General features: G+C 61.5%; 25 protein-coding genes and 1 pseudogene. 6 read left to right on the forward strand and 20 right to left on the reverse strand.

Annotated elements, in window-relative coordinates:
- Positions 1-225 precede the first annotated feature (225 nt).
- The 13 genes from JYJ39_RS07040 to guaB all read right to left on the reverse strand — a co-directional run bounded on the left by JYJ39_RS07040 (position 226) and on the right by guaB (position 11,321).
- Positions 226-3,096 carry a hypothetical protein gene (locus JYJ39_RS07040; protein WP_205203177.1) on the reverse strand — a complete coding sequence of 957 codons (2,871 nt, stop codon included), beginning with the start codon at positions 3,094-3,096 and terminating at the stop codon, positions 226-228.
- Entirely contained in the window at positions 3,093-3,284 is a 192-nt protein-coding gene (locus JYJ39_RS07045; protein ID WP_205203178.1) for a helix-turn-helix transcriptional regulator, read from the reverse strand. Before JYJ39_RS07045 ends, JYJ39_RS07040 begins: the two co-directional genes overlap by 4 nt.
- Before the next feature lie 108 nt (positions 3,285-3,392).
- Positions 3,393-3,575 (reverse strand): hypothetical protein, encoded by a 183-nt coding sequence (locus JYJ39_RS07050; protein WP_205203179.1) that lies wholly within the window; start codon positions 3,573-3,575, stop codon positions 3,393-3,395.
- Positions 3,576-3,955: 380 nt separating this feature from the next.
- Positions 3,956-4,213, reverse strand: a complete 258-nt coding sequence (locus JYJ39_RS07055; protein ID WP_205203181.1) for a helix-turn-helix transcriptional regulator — start codon at positions 4,211-4,213, stop codon at positions 3,956-3,958.
- Positions 4,214-4,330: 117 nt separating this feature from the next.
- Positions 4,331-4,702 (reverse strand): hypothetical protein, encoded by a 372-nt coding sequence (locus tag JYJ39_RS07060; protein ID WP_205203182.1) that lies wholly within the window; start codon positions 4,700-4,702, stop codon positions 4,331-4,333.
- 19 nt (positions 4,703-4,721) lie between these two features.
- Entirely contained in the window at positions 4,722-4,943 is a 222-nt protein-coding gene (locus tag JYJ39_RS14185) for a DUF4224 domain-containing protein (RefSeq protein ID WP_205203183.1), read from the reverse strand.
- Positions 4,943-5,197, reverse strand: a complete 255-nt coding sequence (locus tag JYJ39_RS07070) for a DUF4224 domain-containing protein (RefSeq protein ID WP_205203184.1) — start codon at positions 5,195-5,197, stop codon at positions 4,943-4,945. The genes JYJ39_RS14185 and JYJ39_RS07070 overlap by 1 nt, the downstream gene beginning before the upstream one ends.
- 14 nt (positions 5,198-5,211) lie before the next feature.
- Positions 5,212-5,811, reverse strand: a complete 600-nt coding sequence (locus JYJ39_RS07075; RefSeq protein WP_205203185.1) for a hypothetical protein — start codon at positions 5,809-5,811, stop codon at positions 5,212-5,214.
- Between the two features lie 79 nt (positions 5,812-5,890).
- Positions 5,891-6,226: a type II toxin-antitoxin system HicB family antitoxin gene (locus JYJ39_RS07080; protein ID WP_205203187.1), complete on the reverse strand. Its 336-nt coding sequence runs from the start codon at positions 6,224-6,226 to the stop codon at positions 5,891-5,893.
- Complete coding sequence (locus tag JYJ39_RS07085) at positions 6,223-6,477, reverse strand: type II toxin-antitoxin system HicA family toxin (RefSeq protein ID WP_205203189.1); 255 nt, start codon at positions 6,475-6,477, stop codon at positions 6,223-6,225. The genes JYJ39_RS07080 and JYJ39_RS07085 overlap by 4 nt, the downstream gene beginning before the upstream one ends.
- Positions 6,478-6,572: 95 nt before the next feature.
- Positions 6,573-7,928, reverse strand: coding sequence for a tyrosine-type recombinase/integrase (locus JYJ39_RS07090; protein ID WP_205203191.1), 1,356 nt, complete (start codon positions 7,926-7,928; stop codon positions 6,573-6,575).
- Between the two features lie 217 nt (positions 7,929-8,145).
- On the reverse strand, positions 8,146-9,780 hold the full coding sequence (gene guaA, locus JYJ39_RS07095) for a glutamine-hydrolyzing GMP synthase (protein WP_240189579.1): 1,635 nt from the start codon (positions 9,778-9,780) through the stop codon (positions 8,146-8,148).
- Between the two features lie 77 nt (positions 9,781-9,857).
- A complete protein-coding gene (gene guaB, locus JYJ39_RS07100) occupies positions 9,858-11,321 on the reverse strand; it encodes an IMP dehydrogenase (RefSeq protein WP_205203193.1) in 1,464 nt (487 codons plus the stop codon).
- Between the two features lie 65 nt (positions 11,322-11,386).
- Here guaB and JYJ39_RS07105 point away from each other — a divergent pair, with 65 nt between their 5' ends.
- The 3 genes from JYJ39_RS07105 (at position 11,387) to JYJ39_RS07115 (ending at position 13,247) form a co-directional block, all read left to right on the forward strand.
- Positions 11,387-11,902, forward strand: coding sequence for a DUF4124 domain-containing protein (locus JYJ39_RS07105; protein WP_205203195.1), 516 nt, complete (start codon positions 11,387-11,389; stop codon positions 11,900-11,902).
- Positions 11,903-11,997: 95 nt separating this feature from the next.
- A complete protein-coding gene (locus JYJ39_RS07110) occupies positions 11,998-12,348 on the forward strand; it encodes an ArsC family reductase (protein ID WP_205203197.1) in 351 nt (116 codons plus the stop codon).
- Positions 12,345-13,247 (forward strand): Hsp33 family molecular chaperone HslO, encoded by a 903-nt coding sequence (locus JYJ39_RS07115; protein WP_205203199.1) that lies wholly within the window; start codon positions 12,345-12,347, stop codon positions 13,245-13,247. The genes JYJ39_RS07110 and JYJ39_RS07115 overlap by 4 nt, the downstream gene beginning before the upstream one ends.
- A 19-nt stretch (positions 13,248-13,266) precedes the next feature.
- Here the strand turns inward: JYJ39_RS07115 and JYJ39_RS07120 are convergent, their stop codons facing one another.
- Complete coding sequence (locus JYJ39_RS07120) at positions 13,267-13,776, reverse strand: OmpA family protein (RefSeq protein WP_205203201.1); 510 nt, start codon at positions 13,774-13,776, stop codon at positions 13,267-13,269.
- A complete protein-coding gene (locus JYJ39_RS07125) occupies positions 13,773-14,291 on the reverse strand; it encodes a MarR family winged helix-turn-helix transcriptional regulator (RefSeq protein WP_240189580.1) in 519 nt (172 codons plus the stop codon). Before JYJ39_RS07125 ends, JYJ39_RS07120 begins: the two co-directional genes overlap by 4 nt.
- A 271-nt stretch (positions 14,292-14,562) precedes the next feature.
- Between JYJ39_RS07125 and JYJ39_RS07130 the strand changes: the two genes are divergently transcribed.
- Positions 14,563-15,360: a 4-hydroxy-tetrahydrodipicolinate reductase gene (locus tag JYJ39_RS07130; protein ID WP_205203203.1), complete on the forward strand. Its 798-nt coding sequence runs from the start codon at positions 14,563-14,565 to the stop codon at positions 15,358-15,360.
- Here JYJ39_RS07130 and JYJ39_RS07135 read toward each other — a convergent pair.
- The 5 genes and pseudogenes from JYJ39_RS07135 to istA all read right to left on the reverse strand — a co-directional run bounded on the left by JYJ39_RS07135 (position 15,308) and on the right by istA (position 20,839).
- On the reverse strand, positions 15,308-16,714 hold the full coding sequence (locus tag JYJ39_RS07135; RefSeq protein ID WP_205203205.1) for an FAD-binding oxidoreductase: 1,407 nt from the start codon (positions 16,712-16,714) through the stop codon (positions 15,308-15,310). The two genes, JYJ39_RS07130 and JYJ39_RS07135, sit on opposite strands and share 53 nt — an antisense overlap.
- Positions 16,698-18,017: a 30S ribosomal protein S12 methylthiotransferase RimO gene (rimO, locus tag JYJ39_RS07140; RefSeq protein WP_205203207.1), complete on the reverse strand. Its 1,320-nt coding sequence runs from the start codon at positions 18,015-18,017 to the stop codon at positions 16,698-16,700. Before rimO ends, JYJ39_RS07135 begins: the two co-directional genes overlap by 17 nt.
- A gap of 218 nt (positions 18,018-18,235) precedes the next feature.
- Positions 18,236-18,559, reverse strand: a pseudogene (locus tag JYJ39_RS07145) (IS3 family transposase); the annotation flags it as partial.
- A gap of 56 nt (positions 18,560-18,615) precedes the next feature.
- Positions 18,616-19,350: an IS21-like element helper ATPase IstB gene (gene istB, locus JYJ39_RS07150; protein ID WP_014236597.1), complete on the reverse strand. Its 735-nt coding sequence runs from the start codon at positions 19,348-19,350 to the stop codon at positions 18,616-18,618.
- Positions 19,340-20,839, reverse strand: coding sequence for an IS21 family transposase (gene istA, locus JYJ39_RS07155; protein ID WP_205203209.1), 1,500 nt, complete (start codon positions 20,837-20,839; stop codon positions 19,340-19,342). Before istA ends, istB begins: the two co-directional genes overlap by 11 nt.
- A gap of 496 nt (positions 20,840-21,335) precedes the next feature.
- Between istA and JYJ39_RS07165 the strand changes: the two genes are divergently transcribed.
- Together JYJ39_RS07165 and clpK are read left to right on the forward strand one after the other, a co-directional pair.
- Complete coding sequence (locus tag JYJ39_RS07165) at positions 21,336-21,905, forward strand: Hsp20/alpha crystallin family protein (RefSeq protein ID WP_205203212.1); 570 nt, start codon at positions 21,336-21,338, stop codon at positions 21,903-21,905.
- 92 nt (positions 21,906-21,997) lie between these two features.
- Positions 21,998-24,847 carry a heat shock survival AAA family ATPase ClpK gene (gene clpK, locus JYJ39_RS07170; RefSeq protein WP_205203214.1) on the forward strand — a complete coding sequence of 950 codons (2,850 nt, stop codon included), beginning with the start codon at positions 21,998-22,000 and terminating at the stop codon, positions 24,845-24,847.
- The last annotated feature ends 10 nt before the right edge of the window (positions 24,848-24,857 follow it).

Below are 24,857 nucleotides of genomic sequence, written 5' to 3' on the forward strand. Positions count from 1 at the left end.
CCACCCTTCTGCCCCATTCGTGCAGTTTGTTACCTGTTCGCCGCCTCCACATAGCCTTGCGTGGTGGGTTTGGTGGATTATTCGGGACAATTTCCCTACGATGACGGGCCAAGGTCTTGAATTTCTATTTCATGGTTTCTACCAAGTAGCGAGTAGAAAAGAGCCTTGGAAATCCACCAAACCCACCACAGCCCGCTCAACGCATCGAGCGAACGGCGGCGGGCTTTAAGCCTCGGCGTCCTCCACCGAGTAGAAAGATTCGCCGCGTGAAGTGCTCTTGTGCAGCCGCACCGCGCGCCGCGCATCGTCCGGGCCGATGAATCCGACACGCCCTTCAAGCCCGGCCAGCGCCCTGCCCACCGACCGGGTGCTGCGCACGTCCCTGACGCGCAGGTTCTCAAGGGCTGCCGCCAACCTGGCGACGACGGCTACCGCCTCGCCCACCGCGAACTCGTAGTCGCTGCGAATCACGGCAACGACATCGGCGGCGAGGAACTTCTTGCCACCGAAGGCCATGTCCAGGCCGGTAAGCAGACTTTCGAGCGCGAGCACGTGCTCGGCGGATTCGGTATTTCGGCTGAACACGTCGGCCACGTCCGAAGCCCCGGCCCAAAGCATCGGCTGCCGCACCATGCGATCCCACCGCGCGAACCGGCTGCGGGTAGCCAGGGCCGCGCCGCTGGTCAGGTAGCCGGCGACGATTCCCACCACGTCGCGCAGGACAGCCGCGCGCATGCGCATGGCGTGGCTGACGACATCCGGGTGCTTGAATGTCCGCTCTTCCGGGCGGGCCGTGCCCGGCGCGAGGCGCGCCACCATCCAGCGCGTCACCTCGTCAGGCCCAAGCCCCAGGTTGTTACCGGTAATGACGAACAGCACATTGGTGAGGCAGTTTGCATCCCGCGACAGCCCCAGCACGCGCTGCTCGATGGACGGCCCGGTCATCGCAGCCGCAATCGAGCCCGACCGGAACGTCGTGCCGTCCGTGATGTTGTCGAAGCACACCATGGCAGGCGAGCGCAGCAGCAGGGACAGCAGGCGTTTTTGCACCTCGGCTTCGTCGCCTTGGGGGAATGTGCTAACCGGCATGTCGCGGCCGGTCAGCAGCACGTGAATGCGCCGGGCAAGTGTCGTTTTGCCGCTGGCCTGAGTGCTCGCCAGAATGCCAAGGCCGGGCGCCATGTCCAGCACGCGGCGCTGCACGCCGGTAAAGAGGCCGGCGACGGCCACGTCGGTATCCAGGTCGGTGTAGAACTCAAAGCCTTCCAGGAAGTCAGCGCGCAGCCGCAACAGTGCGGCCCGTGCCTCGTCCTGGCTGTACGGCTTCACGTCCGCCACGGCAGCACCGGACAGGAACAGCCCGGTGCCGGCGTGCAGGCCATCATCGGCCAGAATCTCGCCCGTGCGCAAGACAATGGGGTGCGTCACCAGGCCGCTCACCTGGGGCGCCCGGTGTTCTGCCTTGTCGATGAGAATGTCGACGATCTTGTCCGGCACGGCAATGATGGCTGGCACGCCGTCGCGCACCTCGCAAAAGGCCGCAACCTTTTCGACCATGCCCAGCACTGCCACCTTGCCCAGCGGCTCGATCTGAGGCACTGGCGGCGCCACACCTTCCGCGTCGTCAATCAGGTGCGTGTAGGGCAGCGGCTTGAGGGCGACGTGTGACAGCAGGCCGCCGAAGGCGATGTACTCGCCGGGCCTCGCCACCTTGATAATAGCCGCCTCAACCTCCTGGGCCTGCTTCGTGCGGTCTTCCGGCCTGTAATAGAGGATCTGGCGCTTCCCTGCCCGCTCGCGCATTTGCTCGCGCTTGCGCTCCTGGGCAGCTTCGGCCCTGGCCTCGGCCAGTTCGGCGCCGAGGATGCGTTTGCCCTTGCCGGTCAGCCGGGCGACTTCCTCGACGACCTCATGCGCAGCACCCTTTCCAAGTTGCACAGCATTCGCCAGCCAGGTGGCGAGCACGTCGTCGGCATCCAGCTTGCGCAGTTTCTCGATGATCTCGGCAGCGGTCGGCGCCTTCGGTTTCTTCCACGGATTTGACCAGCCACCGCGCTCGGCCTTGGCGAACACGGCACGGTAGTCGGTGCGGCTCGGGTTGAACCCCGGCCACTTCGCTTCCATGTCCTGATCGCCATTGAAGAAGCTGGCGTCGAAGGCCAGCCAGTTGAGCCACAGGGATTGGGCTTCATCCTCGCGGCCGACTTCGGCCAGGCTCTTGAGCGCTTCGCCCACGGCGACGCAAACGACGTAATCGCTTGCGTCAATCCAGGGCGCGTCGGTTGCCGGGTTGATCCCCAGGGCTGAGCGCAGGTGCTCGATGGTTTCGTCGGTAACAGCCTGCAGCGCTGCCTCGCGGTCAAGGTCGATGTCTTCCGCATCTACGGTAGGCTTTGCGGCCGGCCGTTTTTCCTCGGCAGGGTATGTTTCTCGCAGTACCAGGCTGAGGTCGACGGGCTCGCCCTGAACGTGCCGGACGCGGTACGGTACTCCCTGCACCCGGCCGTAGTAGTACGTTTGGCTCGCGGTGAAACTCTCGCGCGACAGGATGCCGCCCACGGCATCATTCAGCATCGCTACCATCCTGCGCCGGTCGGCCGCCGTATGGGCTTGTGAAAGCGGCGCCAGGACGCGCCAGCGCGGGCGCTCGTCGGTATGTCTCGGGCTGGTGTAAATCAGTGCCTCGACCCCATGAATGGCCAACATATCACCGGCACGTTCGACGCTGACCTCTTCGCCGTCGTAGTCGCCCTCTACCCCATAGATGGACAACAAGTTGTCGTCGTGGCGTAGTGCTCCCTTGTCTGTTCGCTTATCGCCGAAGGTCGCTAACTTGATAAGCGGGCATTGGTGCTTGCTCGGGTGCGCGTTTGGTGATTGCAGAACCTTTACAATCTCGCCCCAGGTTGCGCGGTGCTGCTTTACCTGAGTGGCGCTGGTGTCCGGGAAGATGCTGAATTCGATGGGCAGCGATGCACATCCCGCGCCTTCGGTCTTGGTAGTCTCGCAGTTCGTCATATGGTTTTCTTCGTGCGCCTCGCTCGCAGTTGCGGCCGGGGCGTTTTCTTTTTCGGCGTTCGACAAAGGGCGGTTCATTGCTTGCCCCCTTTGCGTTTCTCGATCCAGGCGTCGACCTCAGATTCAATGAACATCACACGCCGTGGCGTGATCCGCACCGGTTGAACGAACTCGCCACGCTTCACCATCCGCTCGACGGTTCTGCGGCATGGTGGCTTGTTGGCATCCAGCTTGTGCCGGGTCGCCTCATAGTTGATTAGTTTCACTGCACACTCCTTGGGCATGGCGCGCGGTGTCGCGCTCTGTCGCACAGTGTCGCGTCGTGTCGCTTGAGTACGTGCACCACAGTTCGCCGACCGCCCAATGCCTCAAAGTCAGTGCAGGTTCAGCGATGGCGGGGTTTGCTCTTGATCGCCATCGCTGGCAAACAGAAGCGCGGCCGACACATTCAGATTCATTTGTTCGCGGGAATCAACCATGGCCGGCTCCGTCATCGGCAAGCTCCACCCCATTGAACTGGTGGGGATATTTGAGCCTACACAGGACACGTCGACCATCGCTAAAATTCCACCACGTTCCGCCACTATCGCCGGGGGCGCACCGCACCCACACGCGCCCGTGGTTGTCCTCGAAACCTCGGCGCAAATCACGCTCAACGCCCAAACTGCTTACCTTCCCGGCATTCATCGCCCGTTCCCTCCCGGTCCTGTGCTCGAATACCCCCACGCTTGGCGAATGGCATCAATCTGCGCCTGTTTCAAGGCGCTAGCGGTGCTCCGATTCCAGTACGGTTCCCCGAAGGCTTCACCGTCAGGCGCGGGGATTAGATGATCGCGTCGCGCGGCCTCGAAAGCTTCTAGGTTCGGATATTGAAGAAGCGCAGCGAGTTGCACCGGATTGAAGCGCAGCAACTCAACACTGCTTGGTGTCCATGGGCTCATGCTGCCACCTGGCGCACGGGATTCCACTTGCGCAGCAGGATGTCCGGCCCCGAGGCGGCGGCGATAGCCTTGGCTCGGCGATCTTCCAACCATGCGTCGATTTCATCCTCGAACCAGACGGCGCAACGCGGTGTCAGCAGGAAGTGGCGGGGAAAGTCGCCGGCCCTTTCCAAGCGGAAAATTGACGCCTGAGAAAGGCCGGTTTTGTGAATCACCTGGGCGCGGCGCAGGGTGCGGCGGTTCTTGTGTTCCATGTCGTTTCCTGAATAGTTATTGAACGACGTGAATAGTTAGCCACCGCGCTAACAAAGTCGTCCGGGGGATTTGTTGCACATTCCCTGGACGTAAAGGCCTGGATTGCCCCGGCCTCTCTATTTCCGCTTGCTGCGGATGTACTCGATTTTCCGCTTGATCTGGTGAGGCTTGGCTTTGCCAACATCCACAACCAAGTCGGCAACCACGGCCAACTCAGCGGCGGTTACGTCAGGATGACGTTCCGCCAGTTCCCGAAGCTGCCAGTTGGTGTCGACACGCCCTTCCAGGCCCAGCGCCGCGCGCGCCAACTCGGCGCGCCGGTTTGCCGGGGTTTCGGGGTTCAGCACCTTGGCGGCCACATGCTTGGCAACATCGCGCGCCCAGGCCGCCGTAATGACGTCGTCGGCTTTGCCCTCGGCAATGGCTCGCCACAGTTCGGCGGCGGCTGTGGCATCGCCCCCAAGGGCTCGTTGTAGAAGTTCCTGCATGGAAAGCATTGCGCAGCCCCTACCCGTTTCGCAGCCGAAGTCGTGGCTCGGGGATCTCTGCCTCGACCTTGGGCTGAACCATGCCACCGCCAAGAATGGCCTCCACCACCGCTCGCAGGACTACCACGCTACCGTCTGGCCGTCGCCGGCACTCGATTCCCATACTTTGCAGTGCGCGTGCCTGGGCGCTCGGCCGCTGCATGCCGGTAAGTTCGCGGACTTCTTGGGCGGTGAGCAGCATCACTTTTTCTTCCGAGGGGTGCGGGTGGTGATTTCATCCAGCGCGGCCCAATTGGGTTCCCACCGCTCGGGCAGTGTGGCCGGCTTCTCTGTCTGAACGCCCCCGAAGACCTTCTCGACATGCGAGCGCAACACCGCTGGCGTGCCATTGGGGCGTAGCTTGAACTCGATGCCCATCATGCGAAGTGCGCGGATTTGCGTGTCTCGGCGCTTCGCGTGGGTCAGTTCGACAAGCTCTTCGGGGGTGAGGAACACAGGGGATATGCTCTCTAGTGGGCGGCTGCCGTGCTGTACTCAGCACACGCGGCAAGCACTTTTTCATAATTGCTGGGATGAACGTCCGCTAGCTTTGAGGCACCAAATTGCAAAAGCACCGCTTTAATCGCCTCGCGTCCTTTGGTGCCACACCCCACGGCTGCGCCCAGCCTGCATAAGGCATCCGTCACCGGCTTATGGTCGGGAACGGCGAGTGCGGGATCGATGGTGGCAGGGGTACTTGCAGAATTCTCGCGGTCATTTTGGTTCGGGGCTCGCCGGGTGGCCTGCTTGGGGGCGTAGTACTTAACCCCGTATTCATCGAGCCAGTCCATTGCGTGACGCGCTTCGGATTGAAGAGCGTCGGCGGTAGCAATTACCATGCGTTGAAGAACCCCGCACTGCCCTCCGCTGAGCATCGGGCTTCTGCCCTCTTCATCCTCACAGAGTTGGGTATCTTCAATCATCTCCATGATCAGGCTGATGCCTTGGGCGATGTCGAATGTTTTTGCGGCAAAGCTTGCCAATGGGAGGTACTGCGCGTCTGCGCTCAACCAGGAAAACGGCTTGAACATTGCAACGGGTTGGTCACTGCTAGAATTCACATTAGCCATCGTTGACTCCTACTTAGTCGATTGTGGTTAGGGTCGTGTCGGTGTTCCCGCACCTTCACGGCCCGCTTGCCTGAAACCGTCAGGCGGCGGCGATACTCCTTTCAATTGCGTCAGAAACCCAAGTGTTCAAGCTCTTGCCCTTCGTCTCTGCCACCATCGCGGCACGGGCATGCAACTCCGGCGACAGCCGCAAGCGAAACTGCCCGGAATACGGATGGTTCGGTTCCTGGTTCAGCTTCTTGCAGGTTTCGAGGTAGTCATCGACGGCTTCCACGAAAGCAGATCGCAGTTCTGCAACGCTTTCGCCGTGAAAGCCGATCACGTCACGGATGCCGGCGATGTGCCCAACGAAGCAGCCGTCTTCCTCGCTATATTCCACGCGGGCCGCATAGCCCTTGTGCGTCATCGTGTTCATGGTTTCACTCCAAGATTCTCCAGAAATTGCCGCGCATCGCGCACCTGATAGGGCTTCGCTTCCTTCGCTGGGTGCGGGCGGTGGAAGGTGCCGATGATGCCGTCCTTCTCGAACCGCACCCGCGAGCCGTTGCCCTCGATTACCTGGCAACCAATCGTCACCAGTAGCGCCTCAATGCGCCGCCACTCAAGGGATTTGGAAACCGGGTCAGTGAAGATGGCAATCAGGGTTTTACGGTGCGTGGCGTTCATGGATTTATGGTATCAAAAAATGGAACCACGTCAAGCGGTCTTTTTCAGCGGCACAACTTTCGCCATTGGGATCAGACCGCCAGCCCCTGGAGGCTTCAAAGATCCATGTCTGCATCGTCGTGGGCCGCTTCGTCGATCCTAACCTTCGTGGCTGCAATAACCTCCTTGGCGCTTTCACCGCGCAGCCAGCAGTCGACCATATCGGCCCACCCCTGCATGATCGCCCGGCGCGGCCCTGGTAGTTTGGCGTGGTTGTACGCGGCCGCCACCTGATCCTTCTTCTGGTGGGCAAGGCACGCCTCGACCAATGCCTCGGGGAACAGCGCCTCGTTAAGCCGGGTTGAGGCGGTACGGCGCAGATCATGCACGCTGAAAGTCTCGAACGGCTCGGCACCTTCCGGCAGTGCTTCGTTGATGCGTGCCACCGTAGCGTCGATTACCCGGTTTAATGTGGCGTTACTGATCGTCTCGTCGGATTCGTACCGGCTCGGGTGCAGGTATTGGCTCGACGGAAAACACGCCTTGAACGTGGTCAGGATGTCGAGTGCCTGCTCGCTGAGATAAACCGTGTGCGCCCTGTCCGCCTTCATCCGTGCGGCCGGTATCGTCCAGGTGGCGCGGTCCCAATCAATTTCCTTCCAGGCGGCGCCGATGAACTCGCCCTTGCGAACCATGGTCAGCAGCATGAATTTCACCGCTAGGCGCAGCGTGGGAAGCGTGGCCGTGTGCTGCAAGGCGTCAAAGAACGTCTTGATTTCCCTGCGGTCAAGGTTGCGCTCGCGCGGTTGGAAGGTGGCGATGGTCTTACGCTGAATCGAATCCACCGGGTTGGTGACTTCCACGCCTTTGCCAATGGCGAAGCGATATACCAGCAACACCAATTCCCGCGCATGGACGGCCGGCCCCGGCCCCCGTTCGGCCTTGGCCTTGTCGAATAGCTCGGTGAGCACCTTCGGCTTGATGTCGCCGAGGTTCTTCTTGCCAAGGGGCTTTTCCAGCAGGCGCCGGTAAATCGACTTGCGCAGCGCCAGGGTGGAGTCGGCCAGTTGCTCGCCCCCGCTCTTGGGGTCGGCCTTGAACTCGAAGTATTTGTCGGCCCAGGCGCCGAATGTCTGCGCATCTGCGGCCCCGGTGCGCTTCTCGATCTTCGCCTTTGAAGGTGAGACGCCGGCTTTGACCATGCGCCGGGCGCGATCATGCAGCGCCCGAGCATCGGCCAAGGACAGCACGTTGCCAAAGTCCAGGCCGTTGAGTTCGTCGGCTGCCCGGCTGGGCGTGCCTTCCTCGTAACGGCCAATGGTGAGAGTTTCCCGTTTACCGTCGAGGCGGTAGTCGTACCGGAAAGACCTGGTGCCGGAAGCGGCGACGGTAACGTAGAGGCCGAGGGCGTCGGCGATTTTGTACGCCTTGCCCTGGGGCTTGAGGCTTCTGAGTTGGGTATCGGTCAGCATATCGGTTCCTTTCTGCTGCCTCTCGATACCGTCAGAAGGGCCTGACGGTATCGACTCGGGCAGATTCGAGACACCGAAAATTTACCGACCTAAATACCGTCGCTCAAATAAACCGCCTATGAATTGGCCTGAATAGATATGAACAGATAGGCCGCTAATTTACTTGAACTAAATCGGATTTTTGAATCGTTCTGAAACGGTGCGAACCGATATTGCTTTATTCCCACTCGATCGTCGCCGGCGGTTTGCCGGAAACGTCGTACACCACCCGGTTCAGCCCGCGCACTTCGTTGATGATGCGGTTCGACACCCGGCCGAGGAGTTCATACGGCAGGTGCGCCCAGTGGGCGGTCATGAAGTCGCTGGTGACGACGGCGCGTAGCGCGACGACGTTCTCGTAGGTACGGCCGTCGCCCATCACGCCGACGCTCTTGACCGGCAGGAAAACGGCGAAGGCCTGGCTGGTCAGGTCGTACCAGGTCTTGCCGATATCGGCTTCAGTGCAGGCTCCGGCGGCAACATCGCGTTCGGTGGCGACGGTGGCACGCAGTTCGTCGATGAAAATGGCGTCGGCGCGTTGCAGCAGGTGCGCGGCCTTCTGCGTGACCTCGCCGAGAATGCGCACGCCCAGGCCGGGGCCGGGGAACGGGTGACGATAGACCATTTCGCGCGGCAGGCCGAGGGCGACACCGAGTTCGCGGACCTCGTCCTTGAACAGCTCGCGCAGCGGTTCGAGCAGCTTCAGGTGCATGTCTTCCGGCAGGCCACCGACGTTGTGGTGGCTCTTGATGGTGTGGGCGCCCTTCTTGCCCTTGCCGGCCGATTCAATCACGTCCGGATAAATCGTGCCCTGGGCCAGCCATTTGGCCGACACCAGCTTCTTTGATTCGGCCTGGAAGACTTCGACGAATTCCTTGCCGATGATCTTGCGCTTCTGTTCCGGATCGGAAACGCCGGCCAGCTTGCCCATGAAATCATCCACCGCATCGACGCGAATGACTTTGACACCAAGATTGCGTGCGAACATGTCCATCACCATGTCACCTTCGTTGAGGCGCAGGAGGCCATGGTCGACGAAGACGCAGGTGAGTTGGTCACCGATGGCGCGGTGGATGAGCGCTGCGGCCACGCTCGAATCAACACCGCCGGACAGGCCGAGGATGACATCATCGCTGCCGACCTGGGCGCGGATCGCCTCGACGGCTTCAGCGATGTAGTCGCCCATCACCCAGTCGGTACCGCAGCCGCAGATGCCATGCACGAAACGTTCGAGGAGCGCCCGTCCCTGCACGGTGTGGGTGACTTCCGGATGGAACTGGACGGCATAGAACTTGCGCGCCTCATCAGCCATGCCCGCAATCGGGCAGGACGGCGTAGACGCCATGATCTTGAAGCCGGGCGGCAGTTCCATCACGGAATCGCCGTGGCTCATCCAGACCTTGAGCATGCCGTGGCCTTCGGCCGTGGTGAAGTCGGCAATATCCTTCAACAGCGCCGTCTGGCCGTGCGCACGCACTTCCGAGTAGCCGAATTCGCGCGCCTTGCCGGCCGCCTCGGCGGTCATGACCTTGCCGCCCAGTTGCTGCGCCATGGTCTGCATGCCGTAGCAGATGCCGAGCACCGGAATGCCCAGCTCGAACACGATCTTCGGCGCGCGCGGCGTGTCGCCCTCGGTCACAGAGCTTGGGCCGCCGGACAGGATGATGCCCTGGGCGCCGTAACTGCGGATGAAATCATCCGAAACGTCGTAGGGGTGAATCTCGCAAAACACCTTGGCCTCGCGCACGCGACGGGCGATCAGCTGGGTAACCTGGGAACCGAAATCGAGAATGAGGATTTTCTGGTGGGACATGGTCATCGAGAGAGATAAGCAGAAAAATTCATGCATGAAAAAGGCGGCCTGCCAGCCGCCTTCGCGAATCAGTCACCTCAGCCGAGGTGATAGTTGGGCGCTTCCTTGGTGATCTGCACATCGTGCACATGCGACTCACGCATGCCCGCCGAGGTGATCTCAACGAAACCAGCCCGTTCGTGCATTTCAGCGATGGTGGCGCAGCCCAGGTAGCCCATGGAAGAACGCACGCCGCCCATCAGCTGGTGGATCACCGCCAGCACCGACCCCTTGTAAGGGACCCGGCCTTCGATGCCTTCCGGCACATATTTATCGACGTTGGCATTGTTTTCCTGGAAATAGCGGTCGCTCGAACCCGCCTGCATGGCGCCCAGCGAGCCCATGCCACGGTAGGACTTGTAGGAACGTCCCTGGAACAGCTCGACTTCACCCGGAGCTTCTTCGGTACCCGCCAGCAGACCACCCAGCATGACGGTGTCGGCACCCGCCGCAATCGCCTTGGCGATATCACCGGAATAGCGGATGCCGCCGTCGGCAATCATCGGCACCCCCGTCCCCTTGAGTGCCTCGGAGACGTTATGGATGGCAGTGATCTGCGGCACACCCACACCGGCCACGATACGGGTGGTGCAGATCGACCCGGGGCCAATACCGACCTTGACGCCATCGGCACCGCAATCAACCAGCGCCCGCGCCGCGTCGGCGGTAGCGATATTGCCGCCGATGACTTCCACTTGCGGAAAATTCTTCTTCACCCAGCGTACGCGATCGAGCACGCCTTGCGAGTGGCCGTGCGCGGTATCCACCACCACCACGTCCACACCCGCTTCCACCAGCAGTTCAACCCGTTCCTCGGTGCCGGCACCGACACCGACTGCCGCACCCGCGCGCAGACAACCGCTCGCATCCTTGTTCGCCAGCGGATGCTCAGTGGATTTGAGGATGTCCTTGACGGTAATCAGGCCGCGCAGTTTGAATTCGTCATCAACTACCAGCACCCGTTCCAGGCGGTGCATGCGGATCAGTTCCTTGGCCTCTTCGATGGCCGCACCTTCCTTGACGGTCACCAGACGCTTCTTGGGTGTCATGATGGCCTTCACTGGTTGATCGAGATTGGTCTCGAAGCGCAAATCGCGGTTGGTGACGATCCCCACCACCGTGCCATCACGATCAACCACCGGCATACCGGAAAACTTGTGCTGCCGGGTAATTTCCACCACATCGCGCACCGTCATGGTCGGCAACACGGTGATCGGATCCTTGAGGATGCCGGATTCGTGGCGCTTCACCTTGGCCACCTCGGCCGCCTGGGCACGCGCCGACAGGTTCTTGTGAATGATGCCGATCCCACCTTCCTGGGCCAAGGCAATGGCCAGGCGTCCTTCCGTCACGGTATCCATGGCGGCAGACAACAACGGCAGGTTGAGCGTGATGTTGCGACTCAGACGGGTGGCGAGACTGACGTCACGCGGCAGAATCTGGGAATGAGCGGGGACGAGCAGAACGTCGTCGAAGGTCAGGGCTTTTTGCAGCAGGCGCATGGCTTTGATCCACGGTCACAAAATCGTATTATACAGAAATCTTTGTCATATCCGTCAGGCCAACCATGAACACGTTCGCTCGCCAGTCCTGCTGCCTCGCCCTCTCCTCTGCGCTCCTCATTTGCTGCGGCTCGGCGCAGGCGCAGACCTATCAGTGGAAAGATGCCAGCGGCAAGACCATCATTTCCGATACACCGCCGCCCAGCAATGTGCAGAAAAAACGCTCAGTCGGTGTGCAGCAGCCAAAACTGACCACTGGCGCCCCTGCCTCGGAAACGGATGAAAGCAGCACGGAACAAGACGCCAGCCCAGCCGTGCAGCCCTCCACACCCGCCACCATGGCGGAAAAGGATCTCGAATTCCGCAAACGGCAGCAGGAAGCCAAGGAAAAGGCCGACAAAGAAGCCAAGGAAGCTGCCGCCACCCGTGCCCGCCGCGACAACTGCGACCGTGCCCGCGCCAATTACCGCATGCTGCAATCCGACATACCGGTCGTCGTCGGCGACAAGGACATGTCGCAAAAGCAGCGCCAACAGGAAATGGAGCGCACCCGGCGCATCATGCAGGAAAGCTGCAAGTAACACGCATTGCTCTGTCCGCTGCTTGGCCCGTAGCTCGCTGCGGGCCATTTTCATTCATAACCTGCGACAATCCCCCCCCGACTCAGGAGCCCAACATGACCGGATTACGCATCTACGGCATCAAGAATTGCGACACCATGAAAAAAGCCATGCGCTGGCTGGAAGAACGCGGCCTTGCCTATGAATTCATCGATTACAAAAAGGCGGGCGTGGTGACAAGCCACCTGCCTGACTGGATGGCCAGAGCTGGCTGGGAAACCCTGCTCAACACGCGCGGCCTGATGTGGAAAAAACTGTCGGAAGAAGAGCGCAACCATGTTGACGCAGCCAAAGCCGCAGTGCTGATGCAGCAGTACCCTGCCCTCATCAAGCGGCCGGTGCTCGACACCGGCGACAGTCTGCTGATCGGCTTCAGCCCGGAACGCTACGCCGAGGTGCTGCAATGAGCGGCGGCACGCTCACCCGTTTCCTGTTCGACAGCCTCGACATCCGCGGCGCTTTCGTCCGGCTCGATGCGGCCTGGGAAACACTGCAGGCGAATCGCAACTATCCGCCCGCAGTCAGTGATCTGCTCGGCCAGACGGCAGCCGTCACCGCCTTGATCGCTGGCCAGTTGAAGCAAGCCGGTCGACTGACCCTGCAACTGCGCGGCGATGGCCCGATCAGCATGCTGGTCCTCGATTGCCAGAGCGACGAAGACAGCACCCAGCCCCTGCGCCTGCGCGGCATGGCACGCAACCAGCCGGTGGTGCTGCCGGCGGCGACGCCGGAACTGCTCGGCGCCCACCTCGGCGGACGACTGCTGATGAGCCTGGACCTGCCAACAGCCCGGGAGCCGTACCAGAGTTTCGTGCCACTGGAAGGGACGACGATTGGCGAAATTTTCGAACACTATCTGACGCAATCGGAACAGCAGCCTTCGCGCCTGTTCTGTGCAGCCGATGCCCACCGCAGCGGTTGCCTGTTCCTGCAGAAAATGCCTGACGCCGATACGCGCGACCCGGATGGCTGGGCGCGCATCAGTCAGTTGGCAGCCACGGTAAAAACGGAAGAATTGCTCACACTGCCGGTGGAAACCCTGTTGCAGCGTCTGTTCCATGAAGAAATCGAACATGGCGATGGCGTACGTGTTTATCCGGCACGCCCCATCGAACACCACTGCCCGGAAAAATGGGAGCAAATCCGCGCCATGGTGCTTTCCCTGGGGCGCTCAGAAGCCGAGGCCATCCTTGCGGAACAGGGTGAAATCCTGATTCACGACGACATCTGCAATCGCGATTACCGTTTTTCCGCCGAAGAAGTGGACGCCCTGTTCGCGACCTACCCGCCCGAAGCCAGACACTGACACGGCCGCGGCCGGCCAGCTACTCGCCGAAGACCAGTTCCACCCGCCGCATCAGCCGCCGACACTGCACCGAGCGGCAGGCGGCGGGTACCCGCTCGCTGCCCACGGCATTACGGCGTATCTGTGTCGCCGCAATGCCGTTGCGGCGCAAGGCCGTCGCCACGGCATTCACCCGTTGTTCGGCGATGGCCAGATTGTAAGACGGGCTCCCCAGATGGTCGGTATAGCCATGCAGGGTCACGATACCCTCCTCCATGGCCTTCAGGCGCTCGGCCAGCGCAGCTAAACGTTTCAGGCTGGCCGCATCAAGCTCGGTCCCGCCAGCAGGGAAAAAGACGCTGTTGTCCAGATTGACCTGCGCCATGATCTGCGCCTCACTCGGTTTGTCTGCAACCGGCGGCAGAGCTTTTTCCTCCTGCGCCACCGGTGAGACAGCATCGGCCTGTCCCGTTGTGCGGACGGGAGCCTGACCGCAGGCCGCAAGCAGCAAAACAGTCGCGGCGATGCCGCAACGCTGTATGAACTTCATTCTGATTTCCTTCCCTGTTCTTCTTCCCGCAGCATGTCGGCGAGCGGCATGCTGGCATATTTATCTTCCTTACCCGGTAGATTGCGCAGCAACTCTTCCAGATTGATGTGCAAGGTCTTCAGTACGACACCGGGCAGATTGGACAAGGCATCCGCCAGAATGCCGGCCGCCGGTTTGGGAATGCACGCCAGCACGTTCTCTCCCTTGTCGTTCAGATGCAGACCGACGCGCCGGTGGTCGGCTTCGCGCCGATGCTTGCTGAGGTAGCCCTGACTGACCAGCTTGTCCACCATCAGACTGCAGGTTGATTGGTGAATCCCCATGCGCAACGCCAGTTCGCTGATACCCACGCCCGGTGAATGACAGACCTCCTGGATCAGCCAGACCTGGGAGCCGGAGATGCCGCACAACTCCTCGACCCGACGGAAATGCCGGCGCATCGAACCGTAGATCAGGCGGAACTGCTGCAAGACATCGAGCACGGTTTGCGGATCGGAATGTGTTTGGCGCTGCACGCGGCACCCTGTAAATAATGTTGCACAATGGTTAAGGGTAAATTATATTTGCCGCCAATGGAGTTTTGCGAGATTTCTTGCTCCATTTTTTCAATGCTGGCCTCCAGGGGTCTTTCCCTGTTCTTGCAGGCCACTTTCCGGCAGCGTCAGACGCCCTGCCGGCGCTTGGGAATCTTCATGCCGGGTTGCGTGTTGCACCCCCTGGAGCGAACCGTTCCAGTTGCAGAAGCCCCGGATAACACCACGCCTGAACTGGCGAAGGAGGATGACAATGATCCGATTGGGACTGATCGGTTATGGCAAGGCGGGACAAGCTGTCGCTGCCGTACTCAACGATGATCCACGATTCGATTTGCGCTGGATTGCACGGCGCTCGACACAGCGGGAAGCCGAAGGCCTGCGCTCGGTCATATTGGATGGTAATACATTTCCGGATTGGCTGGATCAACATCCAGTCGACGCGGTCATCGATTTCTCGCATGCGGATGCCGTCCTCAGCTACGGCGAAGCCCTGCGCCAGCGAGGCATCCGGCTGGTTTCCGCAGTCTCCAGCTATCCAGACGCAACCCTGGCGTACCTGCACGAACTCAGCCGCGACATTCCCGTCATGGCCTCACCCAACATCACCCTGGGCATCAACTTCCTGATGCTGGCGGCCCGCCTGCTCAAGCGGATCGCACCGGCGGCGGATGTCGCCATCCTGGAGCAGCACTTCCGGGAAAAACCGGAAATTTCCGGCACGGCAAAGAAAATTGCTGCCACGCTTTCCATGGAAGATGAAGAAATCACGTCGTTGCGCCTGGGCGGCATTGTCGGCCAGCACGAAGTCATCTTCGGCTTCCCGCACCAGACTGTGCGCCTCGTGCACAATTCGATCCGGCGCGAAGCCTTTGGCACCGGCGCGGCTTTTGCAGTTGAACAGCTGATGGGGCTGGGCAAGGGGTTCTACACCTTCGAACAGCTGCTGCAACGTATTGTGCTGGAAGAGCTGCAGCACGAAGACATTGCGCCGCCCGCTAAACTGACTTACCAGGATTCATCAGGCCGGATACGTCAATTGTCTTCTTGAGCGAGCGCATCAACTCGATTTCCACCGGCGATTTGTAGCGCAGGATCTCGCTGCGCTTCAATTGCCCCAGCCCATGCTCGGCTGAAATCGAGCCGCCACAGGCATGCACCAGGTCGTACACGACGCGGTTGACAAAATCTTCCTGGGCAAGCAGCGCGGCATTCGCTGCCGTTTCCGGGTGCGACAGGTTGTAGTGCAGATTGCCATCGCCGACATGCCCAAAAGCCACCACACGGCTACCGGGAAATTCTGTCGCCAGCGCGGCACCGGCACGATCAATGAATTCAGCAATACGCGACAGCGGCAGCGAAATATCGTGCTTGATGCTGATCCCTTCGCGCTTCTGTGCCTCAGAAATGTTTTCACGCAACGCCCATAGCTTCTGCGTCTGCGCCTCACTGGCGGCGACGGTGCCGCCACGCACCGCACCAGCGCCCAGGCACTCGGCCAGCCAGTCTTCAACCTTCCGCGGATCGACCGCAGAAAACTCGGCCAGTACGTACCAAGGGCTGGTCGCACCCGGCCGCTGAGCCCCCGGAATGTGCCGCACCACCAAGCCGAGTGCAATCTCGGACACCAGTTCGAAGGCCGTCAGCGCCGCATCGAAAGCGTGTTTGGCCCGGTTCAGCAAGGCCACCGCCTGGTCGGGCGACTCCACCTCCAGCCAACAGGTCGTTCGCGTTTCCGGCAAGGGATAGAGCTTGAGCACGGCCGCGGTGATGATGCCGAGCGTGCCTTCGGCACCGATGAACAGCTGTTTCAGGTCGTAGCCGGTATTGTCCTTGCGCAGACCGCGCAAGCCATCGAACAACTCACCGTTGGGCAACACAACCTGCAGGCCCAGGGTCAGGTCGCGCGTGTTGCCATAGCGCAGCACCTGCACGCCCCCCGCGTTGGTCGATAGATTGCCGCCAATTTGACAACTGCCGGCCGAGGCCAGCGCCAGCGGGAACAACCGCCCGGCCGCCTGCGCCGCTGCCTGGGCTTGCGCCAGCGTGCATCCGGCCTCAAGCGTCAACGCATCATTGGCCGTATCGACTTCCAGAATCCGGTTCAACCGCCCCAGACTGATGACCACGGCCTCACCGGAGCCATCCGGCGTGGCCGCGCCGCAGAGGCTGGTGTTGCCTCCTTGCGGCACCATCGGCACACCGGCCGCCGCGCACAGGCGCACCACGCCCTGCACTTCTGCCACCGACCCCGGCCGCAGTACCGCCAGCACCGCGCCCCGGTAGCGGCCGCGCCAGTCAGTCAGATAGGGCGCCGTATCGGCTGCCGCCGTCAGGACATACGCCGGCCCCAGCAGCTGGCGCAGGCGCTCGAGCACATCGTGTCGTTCAGACAGGCTCGGCATACAGATCGTGGTGGTCGGCATCGATCACACGCACCTGGAGGAAATCGCCCGGCTGCGCGTCGAAGTGCCCATCGAGATAGACCAGTCCGTCAATTTCCGGCGCATCGGCCTTGGAGCGGGCAATTGTGCCGTCTTCATCGACTTCATCGACCAGCACCTCGATTACCGAATCGATTCTGGCTGCCAGTTTGTCGGCAGAAATATCCTCCTGCACCTGCATCAGCCAGCGGCGACGATCCTCGCGCACGTTCTCCGGCGGCAGACCGGGCAAGGCATTGGCGCGCGCGCCCTCGACCGGCGAATAGGCAAAGCAGCCGACACGATCGAGCTGCGCATCTTCGAGAAATTGGATCAGCTGATCGAAATCTTCGTCAGTTTCCCCCGGGAAACCGGTGATGAAAGTGGAGCGAATCACCAGTTCCGGGCAGATTTCCCGCCACTTGCGGATGCGTTCCAGCGTGTTTTCGCTCGACGCCGGACGCTGCATGGCCTTGAGGATTTTCGGGCTGGCATGCTGAAACGGCACATCGAGATACGGCAGGATCTTGCCCTCGGCCATCAACGGAATCACGTCATCCACGGAAGGGTAAGGATAGACATAGTGCAGGCGCACCCAGATGCCGAAAGACGACAAGGCGTCGCACAACTCCTTCAGCCGCGTCTTGACCGGCCGGCCGCCCCAGAAGCTGGTGCGGTATTTCAGGTCGACACCATAAGCGCTGGTGTCCTGCGAAATCACCAGAATTTCCTTGACGCCCGCGCGGGCGAGATTTTCCGCCTCGGCCAGCACATCACCCACCGGCCGCGACACCAGCTGACCGCGCAGATCGGGAATGATGCAGAAGGTGCAGCTATGGTTGCAGCCTTCCGAAATCTTCAAGTACGCGTAATGCGCCGGCGTCAGGCGAATGCCCTGCGGCGGCACCAGATCGGCGTAAGGATCGTGCGGCTTGGGCAAATGCCGGTGCACATGCCCCATCACCTCCTCCAGCGCATGCGGCCCGGTAATCGCCAGCACCGACGGATGCGCCGATTCCACCACCCCACTCTTCGCGCCCAGACAACCGGTCACGATCACCTTGCCATTCTCGTTCAGCGCCTCGCCAATGGCGTCCAGCGATTCTTCCACCGCCGCATCAATGAAACCGCAGGTGTTGACGATGACCAGATCGGAATCATCGTAACTGGGCGAAATCTCATACCCTTCGGCACGCAGCCGGGTCAGGATGAGTTCCGCATCGGCACTGGCTTTCGGGCAGCCCAGACTGACAAAACCGACGGTAGGAGTGGATGTGTGTAACATGCAATGAACCTGGAAAAAAGTCGAACGCAGCAGGCCGCGCACGGCAACCTGATCGAAGGCGCGTATTCTACGCCGCGCGCAAACACCGCAGGCCAATCTTGCGCAAGAATGGCCTGCGGTGTTGTATCTGGCTCGCCACGGTCAGCGCAGATACAAAAAGGACACATCGTTTGAGGTGCTGAGCTTCCCTCGTTTTTTCGTCTGCCAACGGGCGGGTTTCATGCTACCAATTTTTCCTGATTCTGCCTGCTGATCCAGTTGGCCAGAAACTGCACAGGCGACTTGCAGCCGAGGGTTGAGTGCTGCCGTTTCCGGTTGTATAAAACCTCGATGAATTCGAAGCTAGCGGCCTGCATTTCGGCATGCGTGGCGTAGCGAATGCCATGCACACGCTCGTTCTTGAAGCTATTGAACCAGCTCTCCGTCGGTGCGTTATCCCAGCAATTCCCCTTTCGGCTCATCGAGCAGGTCATGCCGTATTCCTTGAGTTTGTCCTGAAACGCCTGGCTGGCGTATTGGCTGCCCCGGTCAGAGTGGTGCAACACATGTCAATCAGCGCGCAATTTTGACCACCTGTCAGCGTTGAATTTTGACCAGGTCAGCGGGGGGTATTGCGGTGCTTGAAACGGTAGGAATCGTTACCGGTTTCGAGGATGTCGCAGTGATGGGTGAGACGATCCAGGAGGGCGGTGGTCATCTTGGCATCACCAAAGATCTGAACCCATTCGCTGAAGGCCAGATTGGTGGTGACGATGAGGCTGGTCCGTTCGTAAAGCTGGCTGATCAGGTGGAAGAGCAAGGCGCCCCCGGCCTCCGGGAAGGGGAGGTAGCCCAGTTCATCGAGGATGACCGCATCCATCTGGGTCAGGTGCCGTGCCAAGTGGCCGGAGCGGCCCTGGGCTTTCTCCCGCTCCAGTTGATTGACCAGATCCACCACGTTGTAAAAGCGCACCCGCTTGCCTGCGTGGATGGCAGCCACCCCCAAGGCAATGGCGCAGTGGGTCTTGCCTGTCCCCGTCCCGCCCACCAGGATGAGGTTGTGGGCACTATCCATGAAGGCCCCCGTGGCCAGTTGCTGAACCTGGGCTTCCTGTAGGGCGGTTTCCCGCCAGTCAAAGCCGGTAAAGTCCCGATGCAGGGGGAACTTGGCCACCCGCAGCTGATACTTGAGCGAGCGGGTCTGGCGATCCACCTGCTCCGCTTCGATGAGCCGCTTGAGCCAGATTTCCGGACTGGGGGCGTGACGGGGACGCTCAGCCTGGAGTTCAGAGAGCGCCGTTGCCATGCCGTACAGGTGCAGGGCTTTCAGGGTCTGGGTGAGTTCAGCGAGCATGCGGCACCTCCAGCAGGGCGTCGTAACGCTGGCAGTTGGCCGCTGGCGCCGTCTGAAGGGTCAGGGTGGTCGGTACCTGGCTCACCGGTCGTACGGGGCTGGCGAGTCGGTGCACATGGTTGAGAATCACCGGGGCAGTGACGGTGCGGTGTTCCAGCGCCAGCTCACAGGCCACACTGACCCGTTCCATGCCATGCTCCTGCAGCGCCAGCAGAATCTCCACAAAGGCCCGATCCCCCTGGGGGGTTTGCATGAGCCGGGCTTTCACTGCGGCAAGGGGAGCGGGTAATGCCCAGTGCTGGAAGGGTGCTCCATGGCGCAGGGCTCCCGGCTTCTTCTCCAGGACCGACAGGTAGTGCCAAGGATCAAGCAGCAGCCGCTCCCGACTGAAACAGCGGGCATGTTCCGCCACGACCCTCCCATCCGCCACCACGCCGATCCGGTCGGCCCAGGCCCGTAGTGACACCCGCTGCCCCGCAAATTCAGCCGGGACGCTGTAGCGGTTCCGGTCATAGGCCACTAGGCAGGTGGAAGAAACCCGGCAAGGCTGCTCGAAGTAGCCATCAAAGGGAGCGGTGATGACCCGTAATCGAGGCTGTTCCTCCGCAAACATCTGGGCGATGCTGCGCGCCTTCTCCACCGGGTGGGGCCGCTCGGCCAGTTCCCGGCATCGGGCCTCCAGCCAGACATTGAGGGCAGCCAGGTCAGCAAAGGCCGGACGGGGGGTGAAACACCATTCCCGGACATTGCCCACCTGATTCTCTACTTGCCCCTTCTCCCACCCTGAAGCGGGCGTACAGGCCACCGGCTCAAACAGGTAGTGATTGGCGAGCGCCAGAAAGCGCGGATGAAACTCCCGTGCCTTCCCTACCAGGACCGTCTGCACGATGGTCTTGGGATTATCGTAGACCATGCGCTCCGGCACCCCGCCAAAGAAGGCAAAGGCTCGGTTGTGGGCATCCAGCACCATTTCCTGGGTTTCCCGGGGGTAGGCCACCAGGAACATCTGCCGACTGTAGCAAAGCCGGAAATGGGCCAGCTTTACGGTCTGGACGACCCCCCCCAACTCCACCTGTTCGTGACTCCAGTCAAACTGGCAGGTCTCGCCCGGGGGAAAGGCCAGCGGGATGAAGGCCTCTGTTCCTCCTCCTGGAGAGGCGGCCTTCCACTGTTTCACGAAGCGCTGAACGCTGTCATAGGCCCCGGCATAGCCCGCCTGCTGCAGGTCCTCAAAGAGCCGCTTGGCACTGCGCCGTTCCCGCTTGGGGCGCAGCCCATCTTGTACGAGCCAGCGCTCCAGTTGCTCGGCAAAGGCCCCCAGCTTCGGACAGGGCTGCTGTTGCCGACGATAAGCCGGCCCCACATCCGCCTTCAGGTATTTCTTCACGGTATTGCGCGACAGATTCAGGTCGCGGGCGATGGCGCTGATCGACTCCCCCTTCACCAGGTGACGCCGACGCAGCTTGGCAAAACTTTCCATGCTGATCACTCCAGGTTGCTCCAGCCAAAAAAAGCCGGAATCATCACTCAAACAGCGATAGTCCGAGCGGCCTCGGGGAAATCGTCGGCTGGGCGCGCCCGGATGAGTTTCCACCAAGGAACATGCGGACGAGCAAGGGGCTGCGGGCGCTCGGTTACAACGTGAGGATCGGCGTTTGATCTGCGGCTGCCCGCAGCACTTGTAGGTTCCCGATCAAACCTTTGCCTATCGCCGGATCGGACCGCCCCAGCACACCCTCACTGGAAATTTGACTCACATCAATCGCCCAGCAGATCGCGGGGTGTTGACACTTGATTTTCTGCATGTTAGGCGCAATATATTACAAAGTCTTGCATCAGACCCAAGCAGGCAGAAAGAAGGAGGTGATACGTACAGATGAGCAACCGAAGTCAGCGGAACACTCCGTGTCGTCTGGGCGCGCTGTCCGTCGCCGCAGGCAAACGGAGTGAGCGAGAGTCTTCAATTTTTCTTCTGGAGGTGTGACATGGACATTGATTTCAAGAAATTGGCTCCCTGGAACTGGTTCAAGAAGGAGCAGGAAGAACAACAGAGCACTGCCTCGCTGCCGGTGCAGCGCAATGACCTGCCGGTGTCGGGTGGGCCCGTCAGTCCCATCTTGCAATTGCACCGCGAGATCGACCGCCTGTTCGACGACACGTTTCGAGGCTTCGGTTTCCCGACGCTGGCCATGCCACGCTGGCCGTCGGACTGGCCGGGCCTGCTGAAGCCGGCGCTGGACATCCAGGAGACCGACAAGCAGTACAAGATCGCCCTGGAAGTGCCCGGCGTCGAGGAAAAAGACATCCAGATCACGCTCGACAACGACGTGCTGCTGGTGCGCGGTGAAAAGCGTCAGGAGCAGGAAACGAAAGACGGCGGTTTCCACCGGGTGGAGCGCTCCTACGGCAGCTTTCAGCGCGCTCTGAACCTGCCGGTCGATGCCAACCAGGACACGATCAAGGCCGCTTTCAAGAACGGCGTGCTCACGATCACGATGGAAAAGCGCGAGGCCAGTGCGCCCAAGCAGGGCCGCTCGATCCCGATCAACGGCTGACGCTGGTCGGCTCGCTTTTCTCAAAACCACAAAAGGATGAGGCGCCGTGATCGGCGGCGTCTCATCAAATCAATCTTTACAGGAGCATGAGCATGGCCAGAAAACAATGCCAGGTCTGCGGCCAGCCCGCCACGGTGCGGGTGGAAGCCAATCTCAATGGTCGTCACAGCACCATGCTGTTGTGTGACGATCACTATCGCCAACTGGTGCGCCAGCAAAAGCGCACCGTCTCGCCGCTGGAAGCCTTGTTTGGCTCGCGCAGCGGCTTGTTCGAAGACTTCCTCGGCAGCGACTTCTTCCGCATCGGTGACGATTCGCCGTCCATGGCGGCCGATACCGACGAGGTAGTCGACGCCTCGTTCGGCGAACCCGCCCCGGCTGCTACGGGTACAACGCGCCGGCGCGGCAGTGGGCTCGCCAGCCGCATCAGCGAACAGTCCGAGGCTTTGTTGCAGGAGGCCGCCAAACATGCCGCCGAATTTGGCCGCCCCGAAGTCGATACCGAACACCTGCTGTTGGCGCTCGCCGACAGCGACGTGGTGAAGACCATCCTGGGCCAATTCAAAATCAAGGTCGATGACCTCAAGCGACAGATCGAATCCGAAGCCAAGCGTGGCGATAAGCCGTTCGAGGGCGAGATCGGCGTGTCGCCCCGGGTCAAGGACGCGCTCAGCCGTGCTTTCGTGGCCTCCAACGAACTCGGCCACTCTTATGTCGGGCCGGAGCATTTCCTGATCGGGCTCGCCGAGGAAGGCGAAGGTTTGGCGGCCAACCTGCTGCGCCGTTACGGCCTCACGCCGCAAGCGCTGCGCCAGCAGGTAAGCAAGGTGGTCGGCAAAGGGGCCGAGGATGGCCGCGCCGAGACGCCGACCAACACGCCCGAGCTGGATAAATACTCGCGAGACCTCACCAAAATGGCGCGCGAGGGCAAGCTTGATCCGGTCATCGGCCGCGCGCAGGAGATCGAGACCACCATCGAGGTGCTGGCCCGGCGCAAGAAAAACAATCCGGTGCTGATCGGCGAGCCCGGCGTCGGCAAGACCGCCATTGTCGAAGGACTGGCGCAGCGGATGGTCGCCGGCGAAGTGCCCGAGACGCTGCGCGACAAGCGCCTGGTGGAACTCAACATCAATGCCATGGTGGCCGGCGCCAAGTACCGCGGCGAGTTCGAGGAGCGCGTGCAGAAGGTGCTCAAGGAAGTGACCGAGCACCAAGGTGAGCTAATTCTCTTCATCGACGAGGTGCACACCATCGTCGGTGCCGGCCAGGGTGGCGGCGAAGGCGGGCTGGACGTGGCCAACGTGTTCAAGCCGATGATGGCGCGCGGCGAACTGAACCTGATCGGCGCCACCACGCTCAACGAGTATCAGAAGTACATCGAGAAGGACGCCGCGCTGGAGCGTCGCTTCCAGCCGGTGATGGTGCCCGAGCCGACCGTGGCGCAGACCATGATGATCCTGCGCGGCCTGCGCGATACCTTCGAGGCGCACCACAAGGTCAGCATCACCGAGGATGCGATCATCGCCTCCGCCGAGTTGTCGGACCGCTACATCACCGCGCGCTTTTTGCCGGACAAGGCCATCGACCTGCTCGACCAGGCTGCCGCACGCGTGAAGCTGTCGGCCACGGCCCGCCCGGTGGCGGTGCAGGAGCTGGAGTCCGAACTGCACCAGTTGCGGCGTGAGCAGGACTATGTGGCCTCGCGCAAGCAATACGACAAGGCCGCCGAGCTGGGCAAGCACATCGAGGCCAAAGAGTCCGAACTCAAGAAGCTTATCGAGGAATGGGAACGCGAGCGCGCCTCGGGCAGCGCCGAAGTCAAGGCCGAGCATGTCGCGCAGATCGTCTCGCGCCTGACCGGCATTCCGGTCAACGAGCTGACGGTGGAAGAACGCGAGAAGCTGCTGCATCTGGAGCAGCGGCTGCACGAGCGCCTCGTGGGCCAGGACGAAGCGGTGCGCGCGGTGGCCGATGCCGTGCGGTTGTCGCGCGCGGGCCTGCGCGAAGGCAGCAAGCCGGTGGCGACTTTTCTGTTCCTCGGGCCGACCGGCGTGGGCAAGACCGAGCTCGCTAAGGCGCTGGCCGAGTCCATCTATGGCGATGAAGGTGCGCTGCTGCGCATCGACATGTCCGAGTACGGGGAACGCCATACCGTGGCACGCCTGGTGGGCGCGCCTCCGGGTTATGTGGGCTATGACGAGGGCGGCCAGCTCACCGAGAAGGTGCGTCGCAAGCCCTACAGCGTGTTGCTGCTGGACGAGATCGAAAAAGCGCACCCCGACGTCTACAACATCCTGCTGCAGGTGTTCGACGACGGGCGGCTCACCGACGGCAAGGGCCGGGTGGTGGATTTCACCAATACCATCATCATCGCCACCTCGAACTTGGGCTCGGACATCATCCAGCGTCGGCTGAAGGCCCGTGGCGCCGCCGTCGAGGAATACGAGAAGACCAAGTCCGAGGTGATGGACGTGCTGCGCGGACACTTCCGCCCCGAGTTCCTCAACCGCATCGACGAGATCATCGTCTTCCATGCGCTGGGCAAGGAGGAGATCCGCCATATCGTCGGCCTGCAGCTCGATCGTGTGGCCCGCAACGCCGCCAGCCAGGGCGTGACGCTGACCTTCGATCAGACCTTGATCGATCACTTCGCGGAGGAAGGCTACAAGCCCGAGTTCGGCGCGCGTGAGCTCAAGCGGCTGATCCGCAGCGAGCTGGAGACGGCACTGGCGCGCGAGATGCTGGGTGGCGGTATCGGCAAGGGCGATCACGCCAGCGCCCGCTGGGATGACAAGGCCGAACGGGTGGTCTTCGAGCACCAGGAGCCACCTGCGAAGCCGGCCGAACCTGAAAAGCCCGATGCCGCGAACGTGGCCGAGGCACCGCCTAGCGACGCGAGCAAGCCTGCGCGCAAGAAGAAGTCAGCGGGCGGCGAATCTTGAGCGATGGGAG

The sequence above is a fragment of the Azonexus hydrophilus genome (assembly GCF_905120355.1).
GTDB lineage: Bacteria > Pseudomonadota > Gammaproteobacteria > Burkholderiales > Rhodocyclaceae > Azonexus.